Below are 22,730 nucleotides of genomic sequence, written 5' to 3'. Positions count from 1 at the left end.
CATAGATCTGGAGAGCGGCCTTTCAAAAAGGCTTGTCGAAGGTAATTTTCGGCTCTTTCCATGGGCCTTTGACCGTGTATTTGACGCTGGCGAAACGCGCCACGCGGTCACCGATCAGCTTGTCGATCAAGAACAACGCGCCACCGATGGCCGGTGCGCCGACAATCAACGCAGCAATCGGCAGGTTGTTGGTCACCGGCAAAGTCACCAGCAGCTTCGCGTCCACCTGATCGGCCACCAGGTTCAGGGTACCGTTCAGTTCGATATTGCTCGACGGACCAGTCAGCCGGATCGGCTCCTGCGTCACATAAACCCCGTTGGTCGCGGCCAGCAGACCTTTGACCCGGTCATAACTCAAACCTTTGCCGAACAGGTCCGAGAAGTCCAGGCGCAGACGGCGACCGATGGAATTGAAGTTAAGCAGGCCGAACACACGCAGCGCCTGGGCGCTGCCTTCGACCTCAACGAACTGGCCTTTATTCAACGAAGCATCGAGGGTGCCGGAGAACCGTTTGGTGGCCAGCCACGCCGGTGAACCAGGCCAGCGACCGTCGACATCCATATGAAACTCTTCACTGGTGACGCTCGGCGCAAAGCCCCAGCCTTTGAGCACGTCAGCGAGATTCTTGCCGCTGATCCGCCCTTTGTACCAACTGCTGGAGCTGCCGGGTATGCCTTCCCATCCGCCAGTGCCCTGCAACAAAATGCCCTTGAGGCCCAGATCCAGCGTATTGAACGCAATGCCCCTGGCGGTCGGACGGACTTTCAGGTACCAGGCGCCAACGAGGTCCTGACCCTGGAACAGTTGATTGATGGTGATATCCAGCGCCGGGATCTTGGTCGGGTCCACCGAGGCCAGCGGGTCCGGTGAGTTTTCATCGGCCAGGACCGTCGGGTCTGGCGCCGGCAACCGCACGGTTTGCAGATTGATCGCAATCGGCGCGCCTTTAGCATCGGGGATGCTCGCGCGGCCCTTGACCTGCTGACTGTCGAGTTGCATGGCCCACGCTGCGGCTTTGCGGTTCAATTGCACCGACGCCTGATCGAGCGTCGTGCCGATACCGCTGAGTTTACCGACCTTGAAGTCGGCACTGCTGAGCAATTGCTTGGCATTGCCGCCCGGATCCTGGCCGGCGTACTTGTCCACCAGATCCTTCCACGGCCCTACATCCAGTTCCGACAGTACGCCGCGCACTCGCAACCCTTTGGCGCCGGGCAGCACGGCACTGCCGCCGCCCAGGAACAACTCGCCACGACCGTCGGCAAAATTGCCGGTCGGCGCCGCAAAAGTGAAATCTGCAAGCTCACCATAGTTGACCCAGTAACGCCGTTCCGGTCCCTGCAGGGTCATGCGGAACGTGGTGTCGCGGCCAGCATCGGCGGTCATGCCGAACGGCGGGGGCAAGTCGATCGCCACGCCTTTGAGGCTGGAATTGACCATCAACTGACTGTCGGCGCCATCCAGGCTCAGTTGTAGCTGATACGGGATCAAACCGGACACCGGCAATGGCTGGGTGACGCTCAACCAGTCAGTGAGTTTCTTGACCTCGACCTGACCGGATGCAGTGACACGGGTCTTGAGATTGCCCGCGCTGCCATCTGCAAAAATCTGCGCGGTGACCGGTTTATCAAAGGCGCGCGCGGTGATGTTCTGTCCGCTCAAGCCCTTGGCGCTGTCGAAGCGAAAATCGCCCTTGAGTTGCGTGAGTTCCAGGGAAGGCTCGGCCAGCTTCAAACGCGCCTTGGAGGTCTTGAAGTCGACGAGAATCTTCGGCTGCTCGCCTTTGACCAACGGAATGTCCAGCTTCAGCTTGCCTTGCAGATTGCCCTCGCCTTCCCAACCGGCGAAGGTGTCTGCGGTGCCGATCGGCGCTTCCTGAAGAATCTTCAGGCCATCGCCCAATCCGCCGGAGAACCCACCGTCGAGGAACAGGTGAACGCTTTGGCCTTCCGGCGCATGGGGAATATTGACGTAAATGTCACGAACCTGAGTGTCGAGCAACTGGCCCTTGCTGGCCAGGATCCGCACGCCACTGTCCTCAACGAACACATCACCGGTGACCTTGCTGACATGTGGCCAACCCGGCTGAAAGGCCAGTTCGGCATCGTGCACCTTGAAAAACAGGCTGATGCTGCGCGCCGTCTCGGCGGCGCCATGGTTCAGCGAGCCCTGATACTGGAAGAAGCCCTGGTCCACCGCGCCTTTAAGGATCGCCGTACGCAGCCATTCGTCCAGCGCCGGACTGAGCATGGTCGGCAAGTACTTGGCGGTGTAGCGACCGTCGCCGTCCACCAGGCCGACCCGCAGGTCCATGTAGTCTTCCTGGGTGTGGTCGAAATGCAGGCGGATCAGGAAGTCACCGGCAATCTTGCCCTCCTCGCCCAGCACCCTCAGGTATGGCGCGATCAGGGTGAAACTTTCTTTGTCGAGCTTCCAGGTCAGCCGCGCATTGGCCTGAATGTATTGCCATGGCTTGGCAAAAATCGGGTCCAGGTGCAGGACAAAATCCTTGCTGTCCATCCGCAGTTCGCCCTGGCCGAGGTCACCGCTGATGCTGCCGCTGACATTTCGCGCCGCCGGAGCGCCGTGGTAGGCGTCGAAGCCGACCTGATCGAGGTTGGCGGCAAAGCTCAACTTGCTGTCATCGGTGGCATTGGGCCGCAGATCGATCAGCACGTTGCGTAGCCCACCGGTCACCTTGAGTCGTTCGACCGCGGTGGCAACGCCTTCGGGCAGCGGTCCCAAGGCGTTGATCAGCGGCGTGAGCGGGGTAAGATCGAGGCGGTCGGCTTGCAAATGCCAAAGCTCTTCAGCCTTGTCGGTGGCGGCGGTCTGTCGAAGTTGCAGGTGCGATTCCCAGCGGGTCTCGCCGAAGTTCATGGCCAGGGAATCCAGGGTCACCAGCATGCCTTCGGTGCTGCGCTGGAAGTAACCGTTGAGCGCCAGATTGTTGATCTGGATCGGCTTGCGCTCGGCATAGGCACCCTTGAGTTGCGGCGCGTTCAAGCGAATGGCGCCGCTTTGCAGCGCGCCCTTGCCCCAGTTCACCCAGAGCTCGCCACCGGCCTTGAGTTCGGAGAAATTCCATTGCCGGGTCACACGCTCGGGCAGCCATTTCGACCAGTCGCTTTGCGGCAGGCTCAGGTAGGCCTCGGCCTCGCCATCCTTCCACTGGCTGGCGCGAATACGCGTGTGCACACTCATGGCCACCGGTTGGCCGTCTGGGAGGTTAAGACGGACATCGAGGCGCTGGCGGGAGACGCCGGTTTTCAGATTCAGGCCAACGTAAGTCAGGGTCAGCGGCGGGTGGTCCTGTGGCTGCAACGTCACCTGGCTGTCGATCACCGACAGCTGCTGGACCATTTGCATGCGATTGAGCAACTGCTGCGGATCAAGCGGCTGATCTTGTTGCACCGGCAGCCCTTCCAGCGCCCACTGACCGTCCGCGCCTTCCTTGAGGCTGATCTTCAGGCCGTTGAGTTCCAGGTGGGCAATGCGAACTTCGCGAGCCAACAGGCTTTCCCAAAGGTCCGGTACCGCTCGTACCTGATCCAGGTGCAGGGCGTTGGCGCCCTCGCCGACCGTCACATCGTGCGTCAGCAAAATCGGTGCGAAACCGCTCCAGTTACCTTCCAGCTTGCCGATCTGCAGCGGCATGCCCAAGGCGGCGCTGGCTTTGGTTTCGACGTCGGCACGGTATTCGGCCACCAGAGGCGTCAGCTCCCGGCCGAGGCTGACATACAACGCCATCAACACCAGGACCAACGCGCACAGGCCAAGACCCCAGCGGGTCAGTGCGGCCAAAATGCGTGTCAGACGTTCCATGTCAGTTGGCTCCCATGGCAAAAATACTGCAAAAAGCTGAGGCCAGCCGTTCTAGTAAGGTTGAAACACAGCGATTCAGAGCAGCACCACGTCGTATTGTTCCTGGGAGTACATGGTTTCCACCTGGAAACGAATGGTGCGTCCGATAAATCCTTCCAGCTCGGCGACATTACCCGACTCTTCATCAAGCAAACGGTCGACGACTTTCTGGTTCGCCAATACACGATAGCCTTCCGCTTGATAGGCACGCGCCTCGCGGAGGATTTCGCGGAAAATTTCGTAGCAGACCGTTTCCGGCGTCTTCAGCTTGCCGCGGCCCTGGCAGCTGCTGCACGGTTCGCACAACACTTGTTCGAGGCTTTCGCGGGTGCGCTTGCGAGTCATCTGCACCAGGCCCAACTCGGTGATGCCGATGATGTTGGTCTTGGCGTGGTCACGCTCCAGTTGTTTCTCGAGCGTGCGCAGGACCTGACGCTGATGCTCTTCGTCTTCCATGTCGATGAAGTCGATGATGATGATCCCGCCCAGATTGCGCAGGCGCAGCTGACGGGCGATGGCGGTCGCGGCTTCGAGGTTGGTCTTGAAGATGGTTTCTTCGAGGTTGCGATGGCCGACGAACGCCCCGGTGTTGACGTCAATAGTGCTCATGGCTTCGGCCGGATCGACCACCAGATAACCGCCGGACTTGAGCGGCACTTTGCGCTCGAGGGCTTTCTGGATTTCGTCTTCGACGCCGTACAGGTCGAATATCGGCCGCTCGCCCGGATAATGCTCAAGACGATCGGCGATTTCCGGCATCAGTTCGGCGACGAACTGCGTCGTTTTCTGAAAGGTTTCCCGGGAATCGATGCGGATTTTCTCGATCTTCGGGCTCACCAGGTCGCGCAAGGTGCGCAACGCCAGACCGAGGTCTTCGTAGATCACACTCGGCGCGCTGATGGTTTTGATCTGTTCGTTGATCTGATCCCAGAGGCGGCGCAGGTAGCGGATGTCCATGAGGATCTCATCGGCACCAGCCCCTTCGGCCGCAGTACGCAGGATGAAACCGCCCGCCTCCTTGATGCCTTCTTTGGCCACGCAATCGGTGACGACTTGCTTGAGACGCTCACGCTCGGCTTCGTCTTCGATCTTCAGCGAAATGCCGACGTGGGCCGTGCGCGGCATGTACACCAGATAGCGCGACGGAATCGACAGCTGGGTCGTCAGGCGTGCGCCTTTGGAGCCGATCGGGTCCTTGGTGACCTGCACGACCAGACTCTGGCCTTCGTGAACCAGCGCGCTGATGCTCTCCACCGCCGGGCCTTCGCGCAGGGATATTTCCGAGGCGTGAATGAACGCGGCGCGGTCCAGACCGATATCGACGAAGGCGGCTTGCATGCCCGGCAATACCCGCACGACCTTGCCTTTATAGATGTTGCCGACGATCCCGCGCTTTTGTGTACGCTCGACATGGACCTCTTGCAGGACACCGTTTTCGACCACCGCCACACGCGATTCCATCGGCGTGATGTTGATCAGGATCTCTTCACTCATGGCAGGGTCTCGTTCAGGCATGTTCACGATAATGGCCGCATCTTGTCAGTACGACGCTCAGCGCGCGTTAAGGGTTTGCCAACAGGGTATGCCGAAATGGCCAAGCAGCTCAGCGGTTTCGCACAGCGGCAGTCCGACCACCGCCGAGTAACTGCCATTGAGCCCGGCGACAAACACCGCGCCCAGTCCTTGAATGCCATAGCCACCGGCCTTGTCCCGGGGTTCGCCACTGGTCCAGTAGGCCGCCGCTTCATCGCGAGCGATGTTGCGAAAGCGCACCAGACTGCGAACTACACGGGACTCACAACGCTCACCGTCAAGCACCGCGATGGCGGTCAATACTTCGTGTTCCTGACCGCCCAACATCATAAGCATGGCGCACGCATCGGCTTCGTCCACCGGTTTGCCGAGAATTTTCCCGTTGAGCACCACGGCAGTGTCGGCGCCCAGCACGCAAAAATCGGCGTCGGACACGACCGCGCCGCGCCCGGCCTCGGCTTTGCCGCGCGCCAGGCGCTCGACATAGGCCGACGGGGTTTCATCTTTTAAAGGGGTTTCATCGATGTCCGCGCTGATGGCGGAGAACGGCACGCCGATCTGCGTGAGCAGCTCACGCCGACGCGGCGAGCCTGAGGCCAGATAAAGCTTTCTCATCAAGACATCTCCCTGTCTAGTCCGGGCCAATGCCTGACCGAATCAATTGATTTTGTAGCGTCGACGCAACCCGCGCAAACCGTAGCTGATCCACGGCCAGAGCAATGCGCTGACCAGTGCCGGCAAGACCAGCGCCAGCGTGGGCTGACGGTTGCCGGTCAGCGCACTCAGCCACAATTGAACAAGCTGCGCGAGGCCGAAGATGACCAGGATCACCAGGCTCTGCTGCCACATCGGGAACATGCGCAGGCGCTGTTGCAGCGACAGCACCAGGAAGGTGATCAGGGTCAGGATCAACGCGTTCTGGCCCAGCAACGTGCCGTACAGCACGTCTTCCGCCAGGCCCAGGCACCACGCGGTGACCATGCCGACTTTCTGCGGCAAGTACAACGCCCAGAACGCCAGTAGCAAGGCCAGCCAAAGCGGACGGAGGATTTCCATGAATTGCGGCAGCGGTGAAACGCTGAGCAGCAGGCCAATGGCAAACGTCAGCCAGATCATCCAGCCGTTTCGGGATGCGGTAGCACCGACCATTATTCTCGTCCCCCAGTGGAAGCCGGCGCGGAGACAGGCGGTTTGGCGGCAGGCTTCACCGCAGCCGGTTGAGTGGCTGGCGGTTTGGTTGCAGCAGGTTGCGATGCGGGTGGCTTGGCGGCCGCAGGGTTGGCCGGGGTTGCCGCCGGTGCTGGTACTGCCGGCGTTGCGGCAGGCGTTGCAGTAGGCGCAGCAGCTGCGGCGGGCACCACCACGGTCGCCGACACGGGTTTAGGCACGGTCGCCGGAATGATCGGCCCACCACCGTGCTGGTCCAGCGCTTCTTGCGCCTGGGCAGCGTCGTTGGCGCGCTCTTCGGCAGTGCGGCCGTCGGTGAACACCAGCAGCAGGTAGCGGCTGCGGTTCAACGCGGCGGTCGGCACGGCGCGGACGATGGCAAACGGCTGGCCAGAATCGTGGATCACTTCCTTGACCGTCGCCACCGGGTAACCGGCCGGGAACCGTTGACCGAGGCCGGAACTGACCAGAAGATCGCCCTCTTTAATGTCAGCCGTGTCGGCAACGTGACGCAGTTCCAGGCGTTCCGGATTGCCAGTGCCGCTGGCAATCGCCCGCAGACCGTTGCGGTTCACCTGCACCGGAATGCTGTGGGTGGTGTCGGTCAGCAGCAGCACGCGAGAGGTATACGGCATCAACTCGACCACCTGCCCCATCAGGCCGCGGGCATCGAGCACCGGCTGACCGAGGACCACACCGTCGCGCTCACCTTTATTGATGATGATGCGATGGGTGAAGGGGTTGGGGTCCATGCCGATCAACTCGGCCACTTCGACCTTTTCGTTGACCAGCGCGGAAGAGTTGAGCAACTCGCGCAGCCGAACGTTCTGCTCGGTGAGGGCGGCCAGCTTTTGCATGCGGCCCTGCAACAGCAGGTTCTCGGTCTTGAGTTTTTCGTTTTCGGCGACGAGCTCGGTACGGCTGCCGAATTGGCTGGCCACACCCTGCCATAACCGCTGCGGCAGGTCAGTGATCCAGTAAGACTGCATCAGTACCAGCGACATTTGGCTACGCACTGGCTTGAGCAGTGTGAAGCGGGCATCGACCACCATCAGCGCGACCGATAGCACAGCCAGCACCAACAAGCGCACGCCCAGTGAGGGGCCTTTGGTGAAAAGCGGTTTAATAAGCCGCTCCTCCCAGGCAAATGTTCTCTTTATTCATACGGCATCAAACCGGCCTGGATGCAGACTGACAGAAGATAAACGCCAACAGGCAGCACTGCAAAGTGCTGCCTGCGCGCTCAACAGCATAGAGGCGATCCGGCGACTTATTCGCTGGAAAGCAGATCCATGGTGTGTTTATCCATCATTTCCAATGCACGGCCACCGCCGCGAGCAACGCAGGTCAGCGGGTCTTCGGCAACGATCACCGGCAGACCTGTTTCCTGGGCCAGCAACTTGTCGAGGTCGCGCAGCAAGGCGCCACCACCGGTCAGCACCAGGCCACGCTCGGCGATATCGGAAGCCAGTTCCGGAGGCGATTGCTCCAATGCACTTTTCACAGCCTGAACGATGGTGGCCAGGGACTCTTGCAGAGCTTCCAGCACTTCATTGGAGTTCAGGGTAAAGGCACGTGGAACGCCTTCGGCCAGGTTACGGCCACGAACGTCGACTTCACGAACTTCGCCGCCCGGGTAGGCCGTACCGATTTCCTGCTTGATGCGCTCGGCAGTGGATTCGCCGATCAGGCTGCCGTAGTTGCGACGCACGTAGGTGATGATCGCTTCGTCGAAGCGGTCGCCGCCAACCCGCACGGATTCGGCGTAGACCACACCGTTCAGGGAGATCAGCGCAATTTCAGTGGTACCGCCACCGATATCGACAACCATCGAACCGCGTGCTTCTTCAACCGGCAGGCCGGCACCGATCGCAGCAGCCATTGGCTCTTCGATCAGGAACACTTCGCGAGCACCGGCACCAAGGGCCGATTCACGGATGGCACGACGCTCAACCTGGGTGGATTTGCATGGAACGCAAATCAGCACCCGCGGGCTTGGCTGCAGGAAGCTGTTTTCGTGAACCTTGTTGATAAAGTATTGCAGCATCTTTTCGCAGACGCTGAAGTCGGCGATTACGCCATCCTTCATCGGACGAATGGCAGCAATGTTGCCCGGCGTACGGCCGAGCATGCGCTTCGCCTCGGTGCCGACAGCAACGACACTTTTCTGGTTACCGTGTGTCCGAATAGCCACAACCGATGGCTCATTCAGGACGATACCGCGCTCGCGCACGTAAATAAGGGTGTTGGCAGTGCCCAGGTCAATGGAAAGATCGCTGGAAAACATGCCACTCAGTTTCTTGAACATGGGAAAGGTACCCTAGGCAACGCGTGGGTAAAAAAGTGCGGCAAACTCTAACAACGACAGGGATTTTGGGCAAGGCGCCAATATGTTAAATTGGCCGCTTTTCTGTGCACCAACCCCCACAATCGCGGCCTTATGACCGTAGAAATGCGGTAGTGTTCCGACAATCTAACACACGGATAGCATCCGTTCTGTTTTCCTTCCACTGGAGAATCCCATGACGCTTGAACGCTCCGACGTGGAAAAAATCGCTCATCTGGCCTGTCTGGGCCTTAATGATGCCGATCTTCCACACATCACTTCGGCCCTGAACAGCATTCTGGGGCTGGTCGACGAAATGCAGGCGGTCAATACCGACGGTATCGAGCCGCTCGCCCACCCACTGGAAGCCAGCCAGCGCCTGCGTGCAGACGTCGTGACCGAGACTAATCATCGCGAGGCCTATCAGTCCATCGCACCAGCGGTCGAAAACGGCCTGTACCTGGTTCCGAAAGTCATCGACTAAAGGGAAAGAGCCTGCAATGCATCAATTGACTCTGGCCGAGATCGCCCGCGGACTCGCCGATAAAAAGTTTTCTTCCGAAGAGCTGACCAAAACCCTGCTGGCGCGTATCGCCCAGCTCGATCCTCAGCTCAACAGCTTCATCAGCCTCACCGAAGACCTCGCGCTCGAGCAGGCGAAAGCCGCCGACGCACGCCGGGCCAATGGTGAGAGCGGCGCCCTGCTCGGCGCGCCGATCGCCCACAAAGACCTGTTCTGCACCCAGGGCATCCGCACCAGCTGCGGCTCGAAGATGCTCGACAACTTCAAGGCACCGTACGACGCCACGGTCGTTGCCAAGCTGGCCGCTGCCGGCGCAGTGACCCTGGGCAAGACCAACATGGACGAATTCGCCATGGGTTCGGCCAACGAGTCGAGCTACTACGGCCCGGTGAAAAACCCGTGGAACCTGGAACACGTTCCGGGTGGTTCATCCGGCGGTTCGGCGGCCGCGGTTGCCGCGCGCCTGCTGCCGGCGGCCACTGGCACCGATACCGGCGGCTCGATCCGTCAGCCCGCCGCACTGACCAACCTCACCGGCCTGAAACCGACATACGGTCGTGTTTCGCGCTGGGGCATGATCGCTTACGCCTCCAGCCTCGATCAGGGCGGTCCTCTGGCGCGCACTGCCGAAGACTGCGCAATCCTGCTGCAAGGCATGGCCGGTTTCGACCCGCAAGATTCCACCAGCATCGACGAACCCGTGCCTGATTACAGCGCCAGCCTCAACGGTTCGCTGAAAGGCCTGCGCATCGGCGTGCCGAAGGAATATTTCAGCGCCGGTCTCGACCCGCGCATCGCCGAGCTGATCCACAACAGCGTCAAGGAGCTGGAAAAGCTCGGTGCCGTGATCAAGGAAATCAGCCTGCCGAACATGCAGCACGCGATCCCCGCGTACTACGTGATCGCCCCGGCGGAAGCCTCCTCCAACCTGTCGCGTTTCGACGGCGTGCGTTTCGGCCACCGCTGCGAAAACCCGGTCAACCTGATCGACCTGTACAAGCGCTCCCGCGGCGAAGGTTTCGGCCCGGAAGTGCAACGCCGGATCATGGTCGGTGCCTACGCGCTGTCGGCCGGTTACTACGACGCCTACTACCTGAAGGCGCAGAAGATCCGTCGTCTGATCAAGAACGACTTCATGGCCGCCTTTAATGAGGTCGACATCATCCTCGGCCCAACCACGCCGAACCCGGCCTGGAAGCTTGGCGCCAAGAACAGCGACCCGGTGGCTGCGTACCTGGAAGACGTCTACACCATCACCGCCAACCTCGCGGGCTTGCCGGGCTTGTCCATGCCCGCAGGTTTTGTCGACGGTCTGCCGGTCGGCGTGCAACTGCTCGCCCCGTATTTCCAGGAAGGTCGCCTGTTGAACGTTGCCCATCAGTATCAGTTACACACTGACTGGCACACCCGCACCCCAACCGGCTTCTGAGGAGAAACACATGCAATGGGAAGTCGTGATCGGGCTGGAGATTCATACCCAGCTCACCACCCGGTCGAAAATCTTTTCCGGTAGCTCCACCACATTCGGTTCCGAGCCGAACACCCAGGCCAGCCTGGTTGACCTCGGCATGCCCGGCGTACTGCCGGTGCTGAACCAGGAAGCCGTGCGCATGGCCGTGATGTTCGGCCTGGCTATCGATGCCGAGATTGGCCAGCACAACGTGTTCGCCCGTAAAAACTATTTTTACCCGGACCTGCCGAAGGGTTACCAGATCAGCCAGATGGAACTTCCGATTGTCGGTAAGGGCCACCTGGACATCGCCATGGAAGACGGCACGATCAAACGTGTCGGCGTCACCCGTGCGCACCTGGAAGAAGACGCCGGTAAAAGCCTGCACGAAGAGTTCAACGGTGCCACCGGCATCGACCTGAACCGTGCCGGCACGCCGCTGCTGGAAATCGTTTCCGAGCCGGACATGCGCAGCGCCAAGGAAGCCGTGGCCTACGTCAAGACCATCCACGCGCTGGTGCGTTACCTGGGCATCTGCGACGGCAACATGGCCGAAGGCTCGCTGCGTTGCGACTGCAACGTGTCGATCCGCCCGAAAGGCCAGGTTGAATACGGCACGCGTTGCGAGATCAAGAACGTCAACTCGTTCCGCTTCATCGAGAAGGCGATCAACAGCGAAGTACGCCGTCAGATCGAGTTGATCGAAGACGGCGGCAAGGTGATCCAGCAGACCCGCCTGTACGATCCGAACAAGGACGAAACCCGTCCGATGCGCAGCAAAGAGGAAGCCAACGACTACCGTTACTTCCCCGATCCGGACCTGTTGCCGGTGGTCATCGAGAACTCGTTCCTCGACGACGTGCGCGCCACGCTTCCGGAATTGCCACCGCAGAAACGCGAACGCTTCCAGGCGCAGTTCGGCCTGTCGGTGTATGACGCCAGCGTCCTGGCCACCAGCCGCGAGCAAGCCGATTACTTCGAGAAAGTCGTGAGCATCAGCGGCGACGCCAAGCTGGCGGCCAACTGGGTCATGGTGGAACTGGGCAGCCTGCTGAACAAGCAAGGCGTTGAAATCGACCAGTCGCCGGTCTCGGCCGAGCAACTGGGCGGCATGCTGCTGCGCATCAAGGACAACACCATCTCCGGCAAGATCGCCAAGGTAGTGTTTGAAGCCATGGCCAACGGCGAAGGCAGCGCGGACGAGATCATCGACAAGCGCGGCCTCAAGCAAGTGACCGACAGCGGCGCGATCTCGGCGGTGCTGGACGAAATGCTCGCGGCCAACGCCGATCAGGTCGAGCAATACCGCGCGGCAGACGAAGCCAAACGCGGCAAGATGTTCGGCTTCTTCGTCGGCCAGGCCATGAAAGCCTCCAAAGGCAAGGCCAACCCGCAACAGGTCAACGAACTGCTGAAAAGCAAGCTCGAAGGCTGATGAGAGTGGAGCCAGATTTAAAGCCTGGCTCTAATCCCTGTGGGAGCGGGCTGGTTGTGGCTACGGGGCTTTTGTGGCGAGGGGGCTTGCCCCCGTTGGGTCGCGAAGCGGCCCCAATTTCTGAACACCGCGTTTTCAGGTTTTGGGACTTCTGCGCAGTCCAACGGGGGCAAGCCCCCTCGCCACAACAAGCCCACCTGCCAACAACAAGCTGGCTCCCACATTTGTTTGTGGAAGCCTTTGAATGAAGCGTCTACTGGGTGCCTGCGCCCTGCTCTCTCTGCTGGCCGGTTGCGCCAGCAACGATGCCATCGATCCACACGGCTACGACAAGACCGGCGTAGCTTCGTATTACGGCGCCAAACACCAAGGTAAACGCACCGCCAGCGGCGAGCGTTTCAACATGAATTCCCTGACCGCGGCCCATCGCCAGTTGCCGTTTGGCACGCGGGTGATGGTCACCAATCTGAATAACGACAAGTCCTGCGTGGTCCGGATCAACGACCGCGGGCCGCATACCCGTGGGCGCCTGATTGATCTTTCTCGCGAGGCCGCCGAACAACTGGGTATGCTCCGTAGCGGCACCGCACGGGTTCGTGTGCAAGCCATCGACGATTAACAGACGGAGCCCCGACCATTTTCGGACTTGCCGATTTACCCCTGATCAGCGTGATTGAATTGCTCGGCGGCTTGCTGTTGCTGATCGCCGGCGCCGAGCTGATGGTCCGTGGCGCCGTGCGCCTGGCGGCGCGCTTGCAGGTGCGCCCGCTGATCATCGGCCTGACCATCGTCGCCCTGGGCAGCAGCGCGCCGCAAATGGCGGTCAGCCTGCAAGCCACCCTGGCGCAAAACGCCGATATCGCCGTCGGCAGCGTGATCGGCAGCAGCATCTTCAACATCCTCGTCACCCTCGGGCTTTCGGCGCTGATCATTCCGCTGCGGGTTTCGCGGCAACTGGTGCGCCTGGATATTCCGCTGATGATCGGCGCCAGCCTGCTGGTTTTTTTACTGGCGTGGAATGAAGAGCTGAACCGCGTGGACGGCATGATTCTGCTGACCGCCCTGGCGCTGTATCTGGGCTTGCTGCTGCGCCAGTCGCGACACTCGGCCCGTCCACCCTCTCATGACGGAACACCTCGGGCGCCGTGGTTCAGCAGCGTGCTGATGATCGTCGCCGGACTGGCAATGCTGGTCTATGCCGGCCATTTGTTACTGGGCGCCGCTGTGGAGGTCGCGACTGATCTGGGGTTGTCGGAGCGGGTCATCGGCCTGACCATCGTTGCCGTCAGCACCTCCCTGCCGGAGCTGGCCACCTCATTGATCGCTGCCTTGCGCGGTCAACGGGACATCGCCGTGGGCAACGTGATCGGCAGCAACCTGTTCAACCTCCTGGGTGTGCTCGGCCTGACTGCGCTCATCGCCCCCTCTCCGCTGTCGGTCTCGCCCAATGCCCTGGAATTCGACTTGCCGGTGATGCTCGGTGTCGCAGTGTTGTGCCTGCCGCTGTTCTACACCGGTTACCGGGTGACCCGCGCCGAAGGTCTGCTGTTTTTGGGGCTGTATCTCGCTTACGGTCTGCACGTGGTGTCGTTCACCACCGGCATGCCACTGGCCGGCAAGCTTGAACACCTGATGCTGTTTTACGTCCTGCCGGCGCTGGTGGCCTATCTACTGTTCACGTCGCTGCGCGCCTGGCGTCGCCAACACCACAAGAAGGAAATGCCATGACCGACCATAAAAAGCCTGGCGTTGAAGTCCGCCGCCAAGTGATGGGCGATGCGTTCGTCGACCGCGCACTGGGCAATGCCACCGAGTTCACCCAGCCGCTGCAGGACTTCGTCAATGAACACGCCTGGGGCAGCGTGTGGAATCGCGAAGGTCTGCCGCTGAAAACCCGCAGCCTGATCACCCTCGCCGCGCTGACCGCGTTGAAGTGCCCACAGGAACTGAAAGGTCACGTGCGCGGTGCGTTGAACAACGGTTGCACCGTGGATGAGATCCGTGAGGCGCTGTTGCATTGCGCGGTGTACGCCGGTGTGCCGGCGGCGATCGATGCGTTTCGGGCGGCGCAGGAAGTGATCGATACTTATCAGAAGCCTGAGTAAGTCTTCAAAAGTTGTGGTGACAGGACTGGCGCCTTCGCGGGCAAGCCTCGCTCCTACAGGCTCGGTGAGCCCCTGTAGGAGCGAGGCTTGCCCGCGAAGAAGCCCTGGAAATCAGCGAAAATCCCGAAGCTAAATCCACCCGCCCCACTGCAACAAAAAGATCCCGATATTGGTGGTCACCGCCGCCATCAACGTGGTGATGACGATGATCGCCGCCGCCAATTCATGATTGCCATCGGCCTGACGGGCCATGACAAAACTGGCCGCGGCGGTCGGGCTGCCGAAGTACAGGAACAGAATCCCCAACTCCGCCCCGCGAAATCCCCAAAGCCAAGCCCCCAGCGTCGCCAGCACCGGCAGGCCGATCATCTTCACCAGGCTTGAGCTGAGCGCCATGTTGCCGCTTTTGCGCAATGCCGCCAGCGACAACGTGCCGCCGATGCAAATCAACGCCAACGGCAATGTGGTTTGCGCGAGGTACTGACCGGAGGTTTCCAGCCAGCCCGGCAGGCTGATCTTGAAATACGCGAAGGGCGCCGCCGCAAACACGCTGATGATCAGCGGGTTGACCATCACGCTTTTGCAGATGCTCCACGGATCGGACTTGATCACCGGGCTGTACACCGCCAGCACGATGGTCGAAAGCGTGTTGTAAAACAGGATCACCAGCGCCGCGAGAATCGCCCCGAGGGAAATCCCGTAGTCGCCATACATGCTGGCCGCCAATGCCAGACCGATCACCCCGTTGTTGCCGCGAAACGCGCCCTGGGTATAAATCCCCCGGTCTTCCCGCGGGCACTTCCAGATCGCCCAGCCCCAGGCGATGGCGAAACACGCCAGCGTAGCGAACGAGAAATAGATCAGCAGCGCCGGTTGCAGTGCGGCGCGCAGGTCGGCATGCAGGATGCCCAGAAACAGCAACGCCGGCATGGTGACGTTGAACACCAGGGCCGACGCGGTGTGGATGAAGTTGTCGTTGATCCAGTCGATGCGTTTGAGCACCACCCCCAGGAACAGCATGGCAAACACCGGCGCGGTGATGTTCAGGGTTTCGAGGAAAATTGCCAGCATGCCGGAGGGAACCTTGGGTGAGCGTCGTTAGGGGGCTAATGATAAGCCACTTTCACCCGGATCGTTCCCACGCTCTGCATGGGAATGCAGCCCGGGACGCTCCGCGTCCCAAAAGCGTGACGCGGAGCGTCACAAGAGGCGTTCCCACGCGGAGCGTGGGAACGATCATTACGTGATCGGCGCCGGATTAAACAGGGTGATGTCGTTATGCAGCTTGTGCTGCTCGGCCCACGTCTGTTTCTTGCCGCTGGCCACGTCCAAGTAGTAGTGAAACAACTCCCACCCAAGATCCTCAATCGACGCCCGCCCGGTAGCAATCCGCCCGGCATCGATGTCGATCAGGTCCGGCCAGCGCTGCGCCAGTTCTGTCCGGGTCGACACCTTCACCACCGGCGCCATCGCCAAACCATACGGCGTGCCGCGCCCGGTGGTGAACACATGCAGGTTCATCCCCGCCGCCAATTGCAACGTCCCGCAGACAAAATCACTGGCCGGGGTCGCGCAGAAAATCAGCCCTTTGCGCTTGAAGCGCTCGCCAGGGCCAAGCACCCCGTTGATCGCGCTGCTGCCGGATTTGACGATTGAGCCCAGGGATTTCTCGACAATGTTCGACAACCCGCCTTTCTTGTTGCCCGGCGTGGTGTTGGCGCTGCGGTCCGCCTCACCCTTGGCCAGGTAACGGTCGTACCAGTCCATTTCCCGCACCAGTTCCAGAGCAACTTCCTCAGTCTCTGCGCGAGAAGTCAGCAGATAAATCGCGTCGCGCACTTCGGTGACTTCGGAAAACATCACCGTCGCGCCAGCCCGCAGCAACAGGTCCGAGGCATAACCCAACGCCGGGTTGGCGGTAATGCCGGAAAACGCATCGCTGCCGCCGCACTGCATGCCGAGAATCAGCTCGGACGCCGGCACGGTTATCCGGCGACGCTGATCGAGCTTCTTCAAACGGGTTTCGGCCAACGCCATGATCTGCTCGATCATCTCGGTGAAACCGTGACTGGAATCCTGCAAGCGGTACAACCACGGATCACTCAAATCCACTGAGCTGTCGTTCTCGTGCATCACCTGCCCGGCCTGCAATTTCTCGCAGCCCAGACTGATGACCAAGGCCTCGCCCCCCAGGTTCGGGTTACGCGCCAGGTTGCGCACGGTACGAATCGGGATGTACGCGTCAGTCGCGGTAATCGCCACGCCGCAGCCGTAGCTGTGGGTCAACGCCACCACATCGTCAACGTTAGGATAAAGCGGCAGCAACTCGTCCTTGATGCGTTTGACCGCATGATCGAGCACACCGGTCACGCACTGAACGGTCGTGGTAATCCCAAGAATGTTGCGCGTGCCGACGGTGCCGTCGGCATTGCGATAACCCTCGAATGTGAAACCTTCCAGCGGTGCCTGCGCGGCCGGCACTTCGGTGGACAGCGGCAAGCTGTCCAGCGGTGGCGCGGTGGGCATGCGCAGTTGATCTTCCTTGACCCAGCTGCCGCGCGGAATCGGCTGCAACGCGTAGCCAATGGTCTGGCCGTAACGAATCACCTGGCCACCCTCGGGAATGTCTTCCAGGGTGACTTTATGGCTCTGCGGCACGAAGTCCACCGTCACCAGGCCATCGGGAAACTCGGTGCCGGCCGGTACGCCCTGGTCATTGACCACGATCACGACGTTGTCCCGCTTGTGCAGGCGGATGTAGCGCGGCGAGTCGGAATGTTCAATCAACTGCATGACGCCGCTCCTCAGGAATGCACTTGAGACAATTTATTGTGGGCTTCAGGGCCGCTGACGGGCGGCTCTTTAAGCACCACACGCTTGATCGGACCGACGATCACCAGATAGCTGAACACTGCGACCAGTGCGTTGCAACCGACAAACACCAGCGCCCATTTGAACGAGCCGGTGGAGCTGATGATGTAGCCGATCACGATCGGGGTGGTGATCGAAGCGATGTTGCCGAAGGTGTTGAACAAGCCACCGCTGAGACCGGCGATCTGTTTCGGCGAGGTGTCGGACACCACGGCCCAACCCAGCGCACCCACACCTTTGCCGAAGAACGCCAGGGCCATGAAGCCGACGACCATCCATTCAACATCGACATAATTGCAGGCCACGATGCTGCTGGAGACCAGCAAGCCGGCGATGATCGGCGCTTTGCGGGCGAAGGTCAGAGAATGGCCTTTGCGCAGCAGGTAATCGGAAATCACCCCGCCGAGCACCCCACCGATGAAGCCGCAGATCGCCGGCAACGAGGCAATGAAACCGGCCTTGAGAATGGTCATACCGCGCTCCTGCACCAGGTACACCGGGAACCAGGTCAGGAAGAAGTAGGTGATGCCGTTGATGCAGTACTGGCCCAGATACACGCCGAGCATCATGCGGTTGGTCAGCAACTGGCGGATGTAATCCCACTTCGGACCGTCAGCCTTTGTACCTTTGCCTTTGTCCTGGTCCATGTCGACCATGCCGCCGTTGTCGGCGATGTGCTTGAACTCGGCTTCGTTGATCATCGGGTGTTGGCGCGGGCTGTAAATCACCTTCAGCCAGATCCCCGAGAAAATGATGCCGATCACCCCCATGACGATGAACACGTGCTGCCAGCCGAAGCTGTAGACGATCCAGCCCATCAGCGGTGCGAACAACACGGTGGCAAAGTATTGCGCCGAGTTGAAAATCGCCGAGGCCGTACCGCGTTCAGCGGTCGGAAACCAGGCCGCGACAATGCGTGCGTTGCCAGGGAAGGATGGCGCTTCGGCCAGGCCCACCAGGAAGCGCAGCATGAACAGCGCAACCACCGCCGTGGACATGCCGAACTCGCCGACATAACCCTGCAACACGGTGAACAGCGACCAAGTGAAAATGCTCAGCGCGTAGATTTTTTTCGAGCCAAAACGGTCCAGCAGCCAGCCACCGGGAATTTGCCCGGCCACGTAGGCCCAACCGAATGCAGAGAAGATATAACCGAGGGTGACCGCGTCGATGCCGAGGTCTTTTTGCAGGCTGGAGCCCGCGATGGCGATAGTGGCCCGGTCGGCGTAGTTGATCGTGGTCACAAGGAAAAGCATGAGCAAAATCAAATAGCGGACGTGAGTCGGCTTGGTCGCTTGCATGTAGATGTACTCCCACTGATTATTTTTATGCGCGGGTGAAACGGGTGTGTTCCCTGTAGGAGCTGTCGAGTGAAACGAGGCTGCGATCTTTTGATCTTTAAAAGCAAAGATCGCAGCCTCGTTTCACTCGACAGCTCCTACACGGGTTGCGGTATCGATGCCGATACCGCGGTTTTTCTTCTGTCAGGAGCCGATGTAGCTAGTCTTCACGACGGTGTAAAACTCTTGCGCGTAGCGACCTTGCTCGCGGGATCCATAGGATGAACCTTTACGCCCACCGAATGGAACGTGGTAGTCCACGCCTGCCGTCGGCAGGTTGACCATCACCATCCCGGCCTGGGAGTGGCGCTTGAAGTGGTTGGCGTACTTCAGCGACGTAGTGGCGATGCCCGCCGACAGACCGAATTCGGTGTCGTTGGCCATGGCCAGCGCGGCGTCGTAATCCGCGACGCGAACGATGTTGGCCACCGGGCCAAAGATCTCTTCACGGCTGATGCGCATCGCGGCTTCGCTGTCGGCAAACAGCGTTGGCGCGAGGTAGTAGCCTTCGGTATCGCAGGTCACCAGACCGCCGCCGCTGACCAGACGTGCACCTTCGGACTGGCCGATGTCGATGTACTTCATGTCCTGTTCAAGCTGGGCTTGCGAAACGACCGGACCGATGTCGGTGCCGGTTTTCAACGCGTGGCCGACCTTGATCGACTTCATGCGCTCGGCCATGGCTTCAACGAATTTGTCGTGAATCCCGGCGGTGACGATGAAGCGGCTCGACGCCGTGCAACGCTGACCGGTGGAATAGAACGCGCTCTGCACCGACAGCTCGACCGCTTGTTTCAGGTCGGCGTCGTCGAGAATGATCTGCGGGTTCTTGCCGCCCATTTCCAGCTGAACCTTGGCCTGGCGCGACACACAGCTGACCGCAATCTGACGACCGACACCGACGGAACCGGTGAAGCTGATGCCGTCGACTTTCGGGCTCTGAACCAGCGCATCGCCAACCACGCGACCGCTGCCCATCACCAGGTTGAACACGCCGGCCGGGAAGCCTGCGCGGGAGATGATTTCCGCCAGCGCCCAAGCGCAACCCGGCACCAGATCGGCCGGTTTCAGCACGACGCAGTTGCCGTAGGCCAGGGCCGGGGCGATTTTCCACGAAGGGATTGCGATCGGGAAGTTCCACGGGGTGATCAGACCGACCACACCCAGCGCTTCGCGCGTCACTTCGACGTTCACACCGGGGCGTACCGACGGCAAGTAGTCGCCGGACAGGCGCAAGCATTCACCGGCGAAGAACTTGAAGATGTTGCCGGCGCGGGTTACTTCGCCGATGGCTTCGGGCAGGGTCTTGCCCTCTTCCCGGGCCAGCAAAGTGCCGAGTTCTTCGCGACGCGCGAGGATTTCAGTGCCGACTTTATCCAGCGAATCATGGCGAGCCTGAATGCCCGAAGTGGACCAGGCCGGAAACGCAGCGCGAGCGGCGTCGATGGCGGCGTGGACCTGGGCCAGATCAGCCTTGGCGTAGTCACCGATGGTATCGGTCAGTTCGGACGGGTTGATGTTGGCGCAGTAATCACTGCCCGCGACCCATTCACCGTTGATGTAGTTATCGAAACGCTTTGTATCAGCCACAACAATCTCCTCACGCAAAAGGCCGCTGATTGCTCAGCGGCCTTATTAATCGGGTGTGTTACTGCGCACCTTGCTTGTCGATCAGCGCGGCCAGAGCTTCGTACTCTTCTGGCAGCAGATCGGTCAGCGGCGCGCGTACAGGACCTGCGTCATAGCCGGCAATTTTTGCCCCGGCCTTGACGATGCTCACGGCGTAACCGGCTTTGCGGTTACGGATGTCCAGGTACGGCAGGAAGAAGTCGTCGATGATCTTGCCAACGGTGGCGTGATCTTCGCGGGCAATGGCGTGGTAGAAATCCATCGCGGTTTTCGGGATGAAGTTGAACACCGCCGAGGAGTAAACCGGTACGCCGAGTGCCTTGTAGGCAGCGGCATAAACTTCGGCGGTCGGCAAACCACCCAGGTAGCTGAAGCGATCGCCGAGGCGGCGACGGATCGACACCATCAACTCGATATCGCCCAGGCCATCCTTGTAGCCAATCAGGTTCGGGCAGCGCTCGGCCAGGCGTTCCAGCAACGGAGCGGTCAGGCGGCAGACGTTGCGGTTGTAGACCACCACGCCGATGTTCACCGATTTGCACACGGCTTCAACGTGGGCGGCAACGCCGTCCTGGCTGGCTTCGGTCAGGTAGTGCGGCAGCAGCAGCAAGCCTTTGGCGCCCAGACGCTCGGCTTCCTGTGCGTATTCGATGGCCTGGCGAGTCGAGCCGCCCACGCCAGCCAGAATCGGCACGCTGGTTTCGCAGGTGTCGACGGCGGTCTTGATGATTTCCGAGTATTCACTGGCCGCCAGAGAGAAGAACTCACCGGTGCCGCCTGCGGCGAACAACGCCGTGGCGCCGTATGGGGCCAACCATTCGAGACGCTTGATGTAGCCCGCGCGATGGAAGTCGCCCTGAGCATTGAAATCGGTGACCGGAAAAGACAGCAGGCCGGAAGAGAGGATGGACTTCAGTTCTTGTGGATTCATTATTCGAACACCCTGGGTAGTAACGTTTGTGTGAGAAAGCGTTCAGCCTGTGGCCGAGTTGTAGGTCATCGTACAACTTAAATAATAACCGTCAACTGCATTTCATCGCCGACAACAGAATTTGGGTCGGAAAGGTATTTTCTTGACGTAGGAAATTTCTCATCTATGATTCGGATAACTGTATATACATACAGTTATTTTTGATCGTACCGACGACATATCAAGGAGATAGAAATGTCAGGTCTACACGCACAACCGAAGGAAAAACCGAAACAGGTCATTGCCGAACTGGATGATCTTTTTACCGAGCATGGCATCCCCCTCATCGGGGATAACCAGCACGTGATCTTGCAGATTGCTGATCATCACAACTCTACGACTCCCCTTCCCGCGCCTCCGCCCACAGCTTCCGGAAAAACCCTGAAAGGCAAGCCACAGCTGAGGTTCGAGGGTGGCGAACACACCGCCATCGGCGACAGCACGCTGCTGCGTTTCGTCAAGGACGCACCGGCCATCCCCGCTTCGCAGGTAGAACTGCATTTACCCAATGGGCTGGCGCTGACCTATGGCCAGGTCGTTGCGCTGGGTGGGGATTTTTATGGAATTCCCGATCAACCGATCAGCGAAGGCGCGACAGCCGCCGACCGAATCCAGCGTTTTACCAATGCCTTCAACTCCCTGGCCTTACTGCCGGCCTCCAATGCCGAAGCCAAGCTGATCCTTGGCGTGATGCAAAAGGAAATCGCCGCGATCAAGCAGGCGATCAAGGACGGTAAACAGCCTCACGAGGCGTATGACGCCCTCGGAGATACGTTGTCCGAAGAGTGGAACAGAATCACCGGCGGCGGCAGTTTCGTCTCGGCGCTGTTTCCATTGGGACGCTATTTGAAACTGGCTGCCAACAATGCCGATCACTTTGCCGAGTGGGCGCTGCTGGCCTACATCGCCGGGCATGCCGCAGCGGTGCAACAAGCGGTGCTGGCCCACACCACCGGCGATGAGAAGCAGCTGGAGCTGGCCTATGCGATGAACGCTTTTGCCGATCACTACCTGACCGACCTGTTTTCCGCCGGGCACTTGCGAGTGCCGCGCAAACAATTGGCAGCGGTGGTCACGCCGAGCGATCTGGGTTCGTTGATCACGCGTTTCATGCACGATGAAGACAGCAAATTCGGCCTCAATGTGCGCAATGGCAACGGCGATCAATGGCGCGCGTATGGGGACAAACGTTACTTCGACGCCATCGACAGCGCCAATCGCGTTCAGGTTAATCAGGCCGTTCAAGTGTCGGCGGACGAGGTGTTTGCGGCGTATCTCAGCGGCACCGCCCCGGTGCCCGGCAATTTCGGCGCCTTGCAAAAGACGCCGGATCTGCAAGCCGTGCTGAACCTGGCCAACAACTTTTCACCGCTGTTCCGGGTTGAAGGCAGCAAGGTGCTGCGGCGCAAGGACGTCAACAACCTGAACGACACCGCCACCGTCGATGACTGGTGGGGCTGGAGCACTTACCTGCTGCTCAAGGACTACAAACCCACTGGCAATGTCGCCTGATAAG

18 protein-coding genes are annotated in these 22,730 nt (G+C 60.3%); 7 read left to right on the top strand and 11 right to left on the bottom strand.

Features of this window, described 5'->3' with window-relative positions; translation table 11 throughout:
- Positions 1-22: 22 nt before the first annotated feature.
- The 6 genes from ACIQV9_RS11360 to mreB form a co-directional block, all read right to left on the bottom strand.
- Positions 23-3,826 carry a YhdP family protein gene (locus ACIQV9_RS11360; RefSeq protein WP_403101168.1) on the bottom strand — a complete coding sequence of 1,268 codons (3,804 nt, stop codon included), beginning with the start codon at positions 3,824-3,826 and terminating at the stop codon, positions 23-25.
- Positions 3,827-3,901: 75 nt separating this feature from the next.
- Positions 3,902-5,359 carry a ribonuclease G gene (gene rng, locus ACIQV9_RS11355; protein WP_008008603.1) on the bottom strand — a complete coding sequence of 486 codons (1,458 nt, stop codon included), beginning with the start codon at positions 5,357-5,359 and terminating at the stop codon, positions 3,902-3,904.
- A gap of 57 nt (positions 5,360-5,416) precedes the next feature.
- Complete coding sequence (locus ACIQV9_RS11350; RefSeq protein WP_403101166.1) at positions 5,417-6,013, bottom strand: Maf family protein; 597 nt, start codon at positions 6,011-6,013, stop codon at positions 5,417-5,419.
- 42 nt (positions 6,014-6,055) lie between these two features.
- A complete protein-coding gene (mreD, locus tag ACIQV9_RS11345; protein WP_403101164.1) occupies positions 6,056-6,547 on the bottom strand; it encodes a rod shape-determining protein MreD in 492 nt (163 codons plus the stop codon).
- A complete protein-coding gene (mreC, locus tag ACIQV9_RS11340; protein WP_403101464.1) occupies positions 6,547-7,692 on the bottom strand; it encodes a rod shape-determining protein MreC in 1,146 nt (381 codons plus the stop codon). Before mreC ends, mreD begins: the two co-directional genes overlap by 1 nt.
- A gap of 143 nt (positions 7,693-7,835) precedes the next feature.
- Positions 7,836-8,873 carry a rod shape-determining protein MreB gene (mreB, locus tag ACIQV9_RS11335; protein WP_403101161.1) on the bottom strand — a complete coding sequence of 346 codons (1,038 nt, stop codon included), beginning with the start codon at positions 8,871-8,873 and terminating at the stop codon, positions 7,836-7,838.
- A 214-nt stretch (positions 8,874-9,087) separates the two neighbouring features.
- Between mreB and gatC the strand changes: the two genes are divergently transcribed.
- The 6 genes from gatC (at position 9,088) to ACIQV9_RS11305 (ending at position 14,404) form a co-directional block, all read left to right on the top strand.
- Complete coding sequence (gatC, locus tag ACIQV9_RS11330; protein ID WP_008026876.1) at positions 9,088-9,375, top strand: Asp-tRNA(Asn)/Glu-tRNA(Gln) amidotransferase subunit GatC; 288 nt, start codon at positions 9,088-9,090, stop codon at positions 9,373-9,375.
- 16 nt (positions 9,376-9,391) lie between these two features.
- Positions 9,392-10,843, top strand: a complete 1,452-nt coding sequence (gene gatA, locus ACIQV9_RS11325) for an Asp-tRNA(Asn)/Glu-tRNA(Gln) amidotransferase subunit GatA (RefSeq protein ID WP_403101157.1) — start codon at positions 9,392-9,394, stop codon at positions 10,841-10,843.
- A gap of 10 nt (positions 10,844-10,853) precedes the next feature.
- Entirely contained in the window at positions 10,854-12,299 is a 1,446-nt protein-coding gene (gene gatB, locus ACIQV9_RS11320; RefSeq protein ID WP_403101154.1) for an Asp-tRNA(Asn)/Glu-tRNA(Gln) amidotransferase subunit GatB, read from the top strand.
- 244 nt (positions 12,300-12,543) lie between these two features.
- On the top strand, positions 12,544-12,918 hold the full coding sequence (locus tag ACIQV9_RS11315) for a septal ring lytic transglycosylase RlpA family protein (protein WP_403101152.1): 375 nt from the start codon (positions 12,544-12,546) through the stop codon (positions 12,916-12,918).
- Between the two features lie 50 nt (positions 12,919-12,968).
- Positions 12,969-14,027 (top strand): calcium/sodium antiporter, encoded by a 1,059-nt coding sequence (locus ACIQV9_RS11310; protein ID WP_403101150.1) that lies wholly within the window; start codon positions 12,969-12,971, stop codon positions 14,025-14,027.
- Complete coding sequence (locus ACIQV9_RS11305; RefSeq protein ID WP_403101148.1) at positions 14,024-14,404, top strand: carboxymuconolactone decarboxylase family protein; 381 nt, start codon at positions 14,024-14,026, stop codon at positions 14,402-14,404. Before ACIQV9_RS11310 ends, ACIQV9_RS11305 begins: the two co-directional genes overlap by 4 nt.
- A gap of 129 nt (positions 14,405-14,533) precedes the next feature.
- On the opposite strand, the gene ACIQV9_RS11300 is transcribed toward ACIQV9_RS11305, so the two are convergent.
- The 5 genes from ACIQV9_RS11300 to kdgD form a co-directional block, all read right to left on the bottom strand.
- The gene (locus ACIQV9_RS11300) at positions 14,534-15,475 is read right to left on the bottom strand and encodes an AEC family transporter (protein ID WP_403101146.1); all 942 of its coding nucleotides are present in this window, start codon (positions 15,473-15,475) and stop codon (positions 14,534-14,536) included.
- A 168-nt stretch (positions 15,476-15,643) separates the two neighbouring features.
- Positions 15,644-17,197 (bottom strand): galactarate dehydratase, encoded by a 1,554-nt coding sequence (gene garD, locus ACIQV9_RS11295; RefSeq protein WP_403101143.1) that lies wholly within the window; start codon positions 17,195-17,197, stop codon positions 15,644-15,646.
- A gap of 11 nt (positions 17,198-17,208) precedes the next feature.
- Positions 17,209-18,576 carry an MFS transporter gene (locus ACIQV9_RS11290; protein ID WP_403101141.1) on the bottom strand — a complete coding sequence of 456 codons (1,368 nt, stop codon included), beginning with the start codon at positions 18,574-18,576 and terminating at the stop codon, positions 17,209-17,211.
- Positions 18,577-18,759: 183 nt separating this feature from the next.
- The gene (locus ACIQV9_RS11285; RefSeq protein WP_403101138.1) at positions 18,760-20,205 is read right to left on the bottom strand and encodes an aldehyde dehydrogenase family protein; all 1,446 of its coding nucleotides are present in this window, start codon (positions 20,203-20,205) and stop codon (positions 18,760-18,762) included.
- Positions 20,206-20,263: 58 nt separating this feature from the next.
- Entirely contained in the window at positions 20,264-21,175 is a 912-nt protein-coding gene (kdgD, locus tag ACIQV9_RS11280; protein ID WP_219095707.1) for a 5-dehydro-4-deoxyglucarate dehydratase, read from the bottom strand.
- A 234-nt stretch (positions 21,176-21,409) separates the two neighbouring features.
- Here kdgD and ACIQV9_RS11275 point away from each other — a divergent pair, with 234 nt between their 5' ends.
- Positions 21,410-22,726 carry a phospholipase gene (locus ACIQV9_RS11275; protein WP_403101135.1) on the top strand — a complete coding sequence of 439 codons (1,317 nt, stop codon included), beginning with the start codon at positions 21,410-21,412 and terminating at the stop codon, positions 22,724-22,726.
- The last annotated feature ends 4 nt before the right edge of the window (positions 22,727-22,730 follow it).

The organism is Pseudomonas sp. NPDC099000 (assembly GCF_044759925.1).
Taxonomy (GTDB): domain Bacteria; phylum Pseudomonadota; class Gammaproteobacteria; order Pseudomonadales; family Pseudomonadaceae; genus Aquipseudomonas.
Note: the sequence above shows the minus strand (reverse complement) of the source record. Positions and strands in the feature narration are given on the sequence as shown.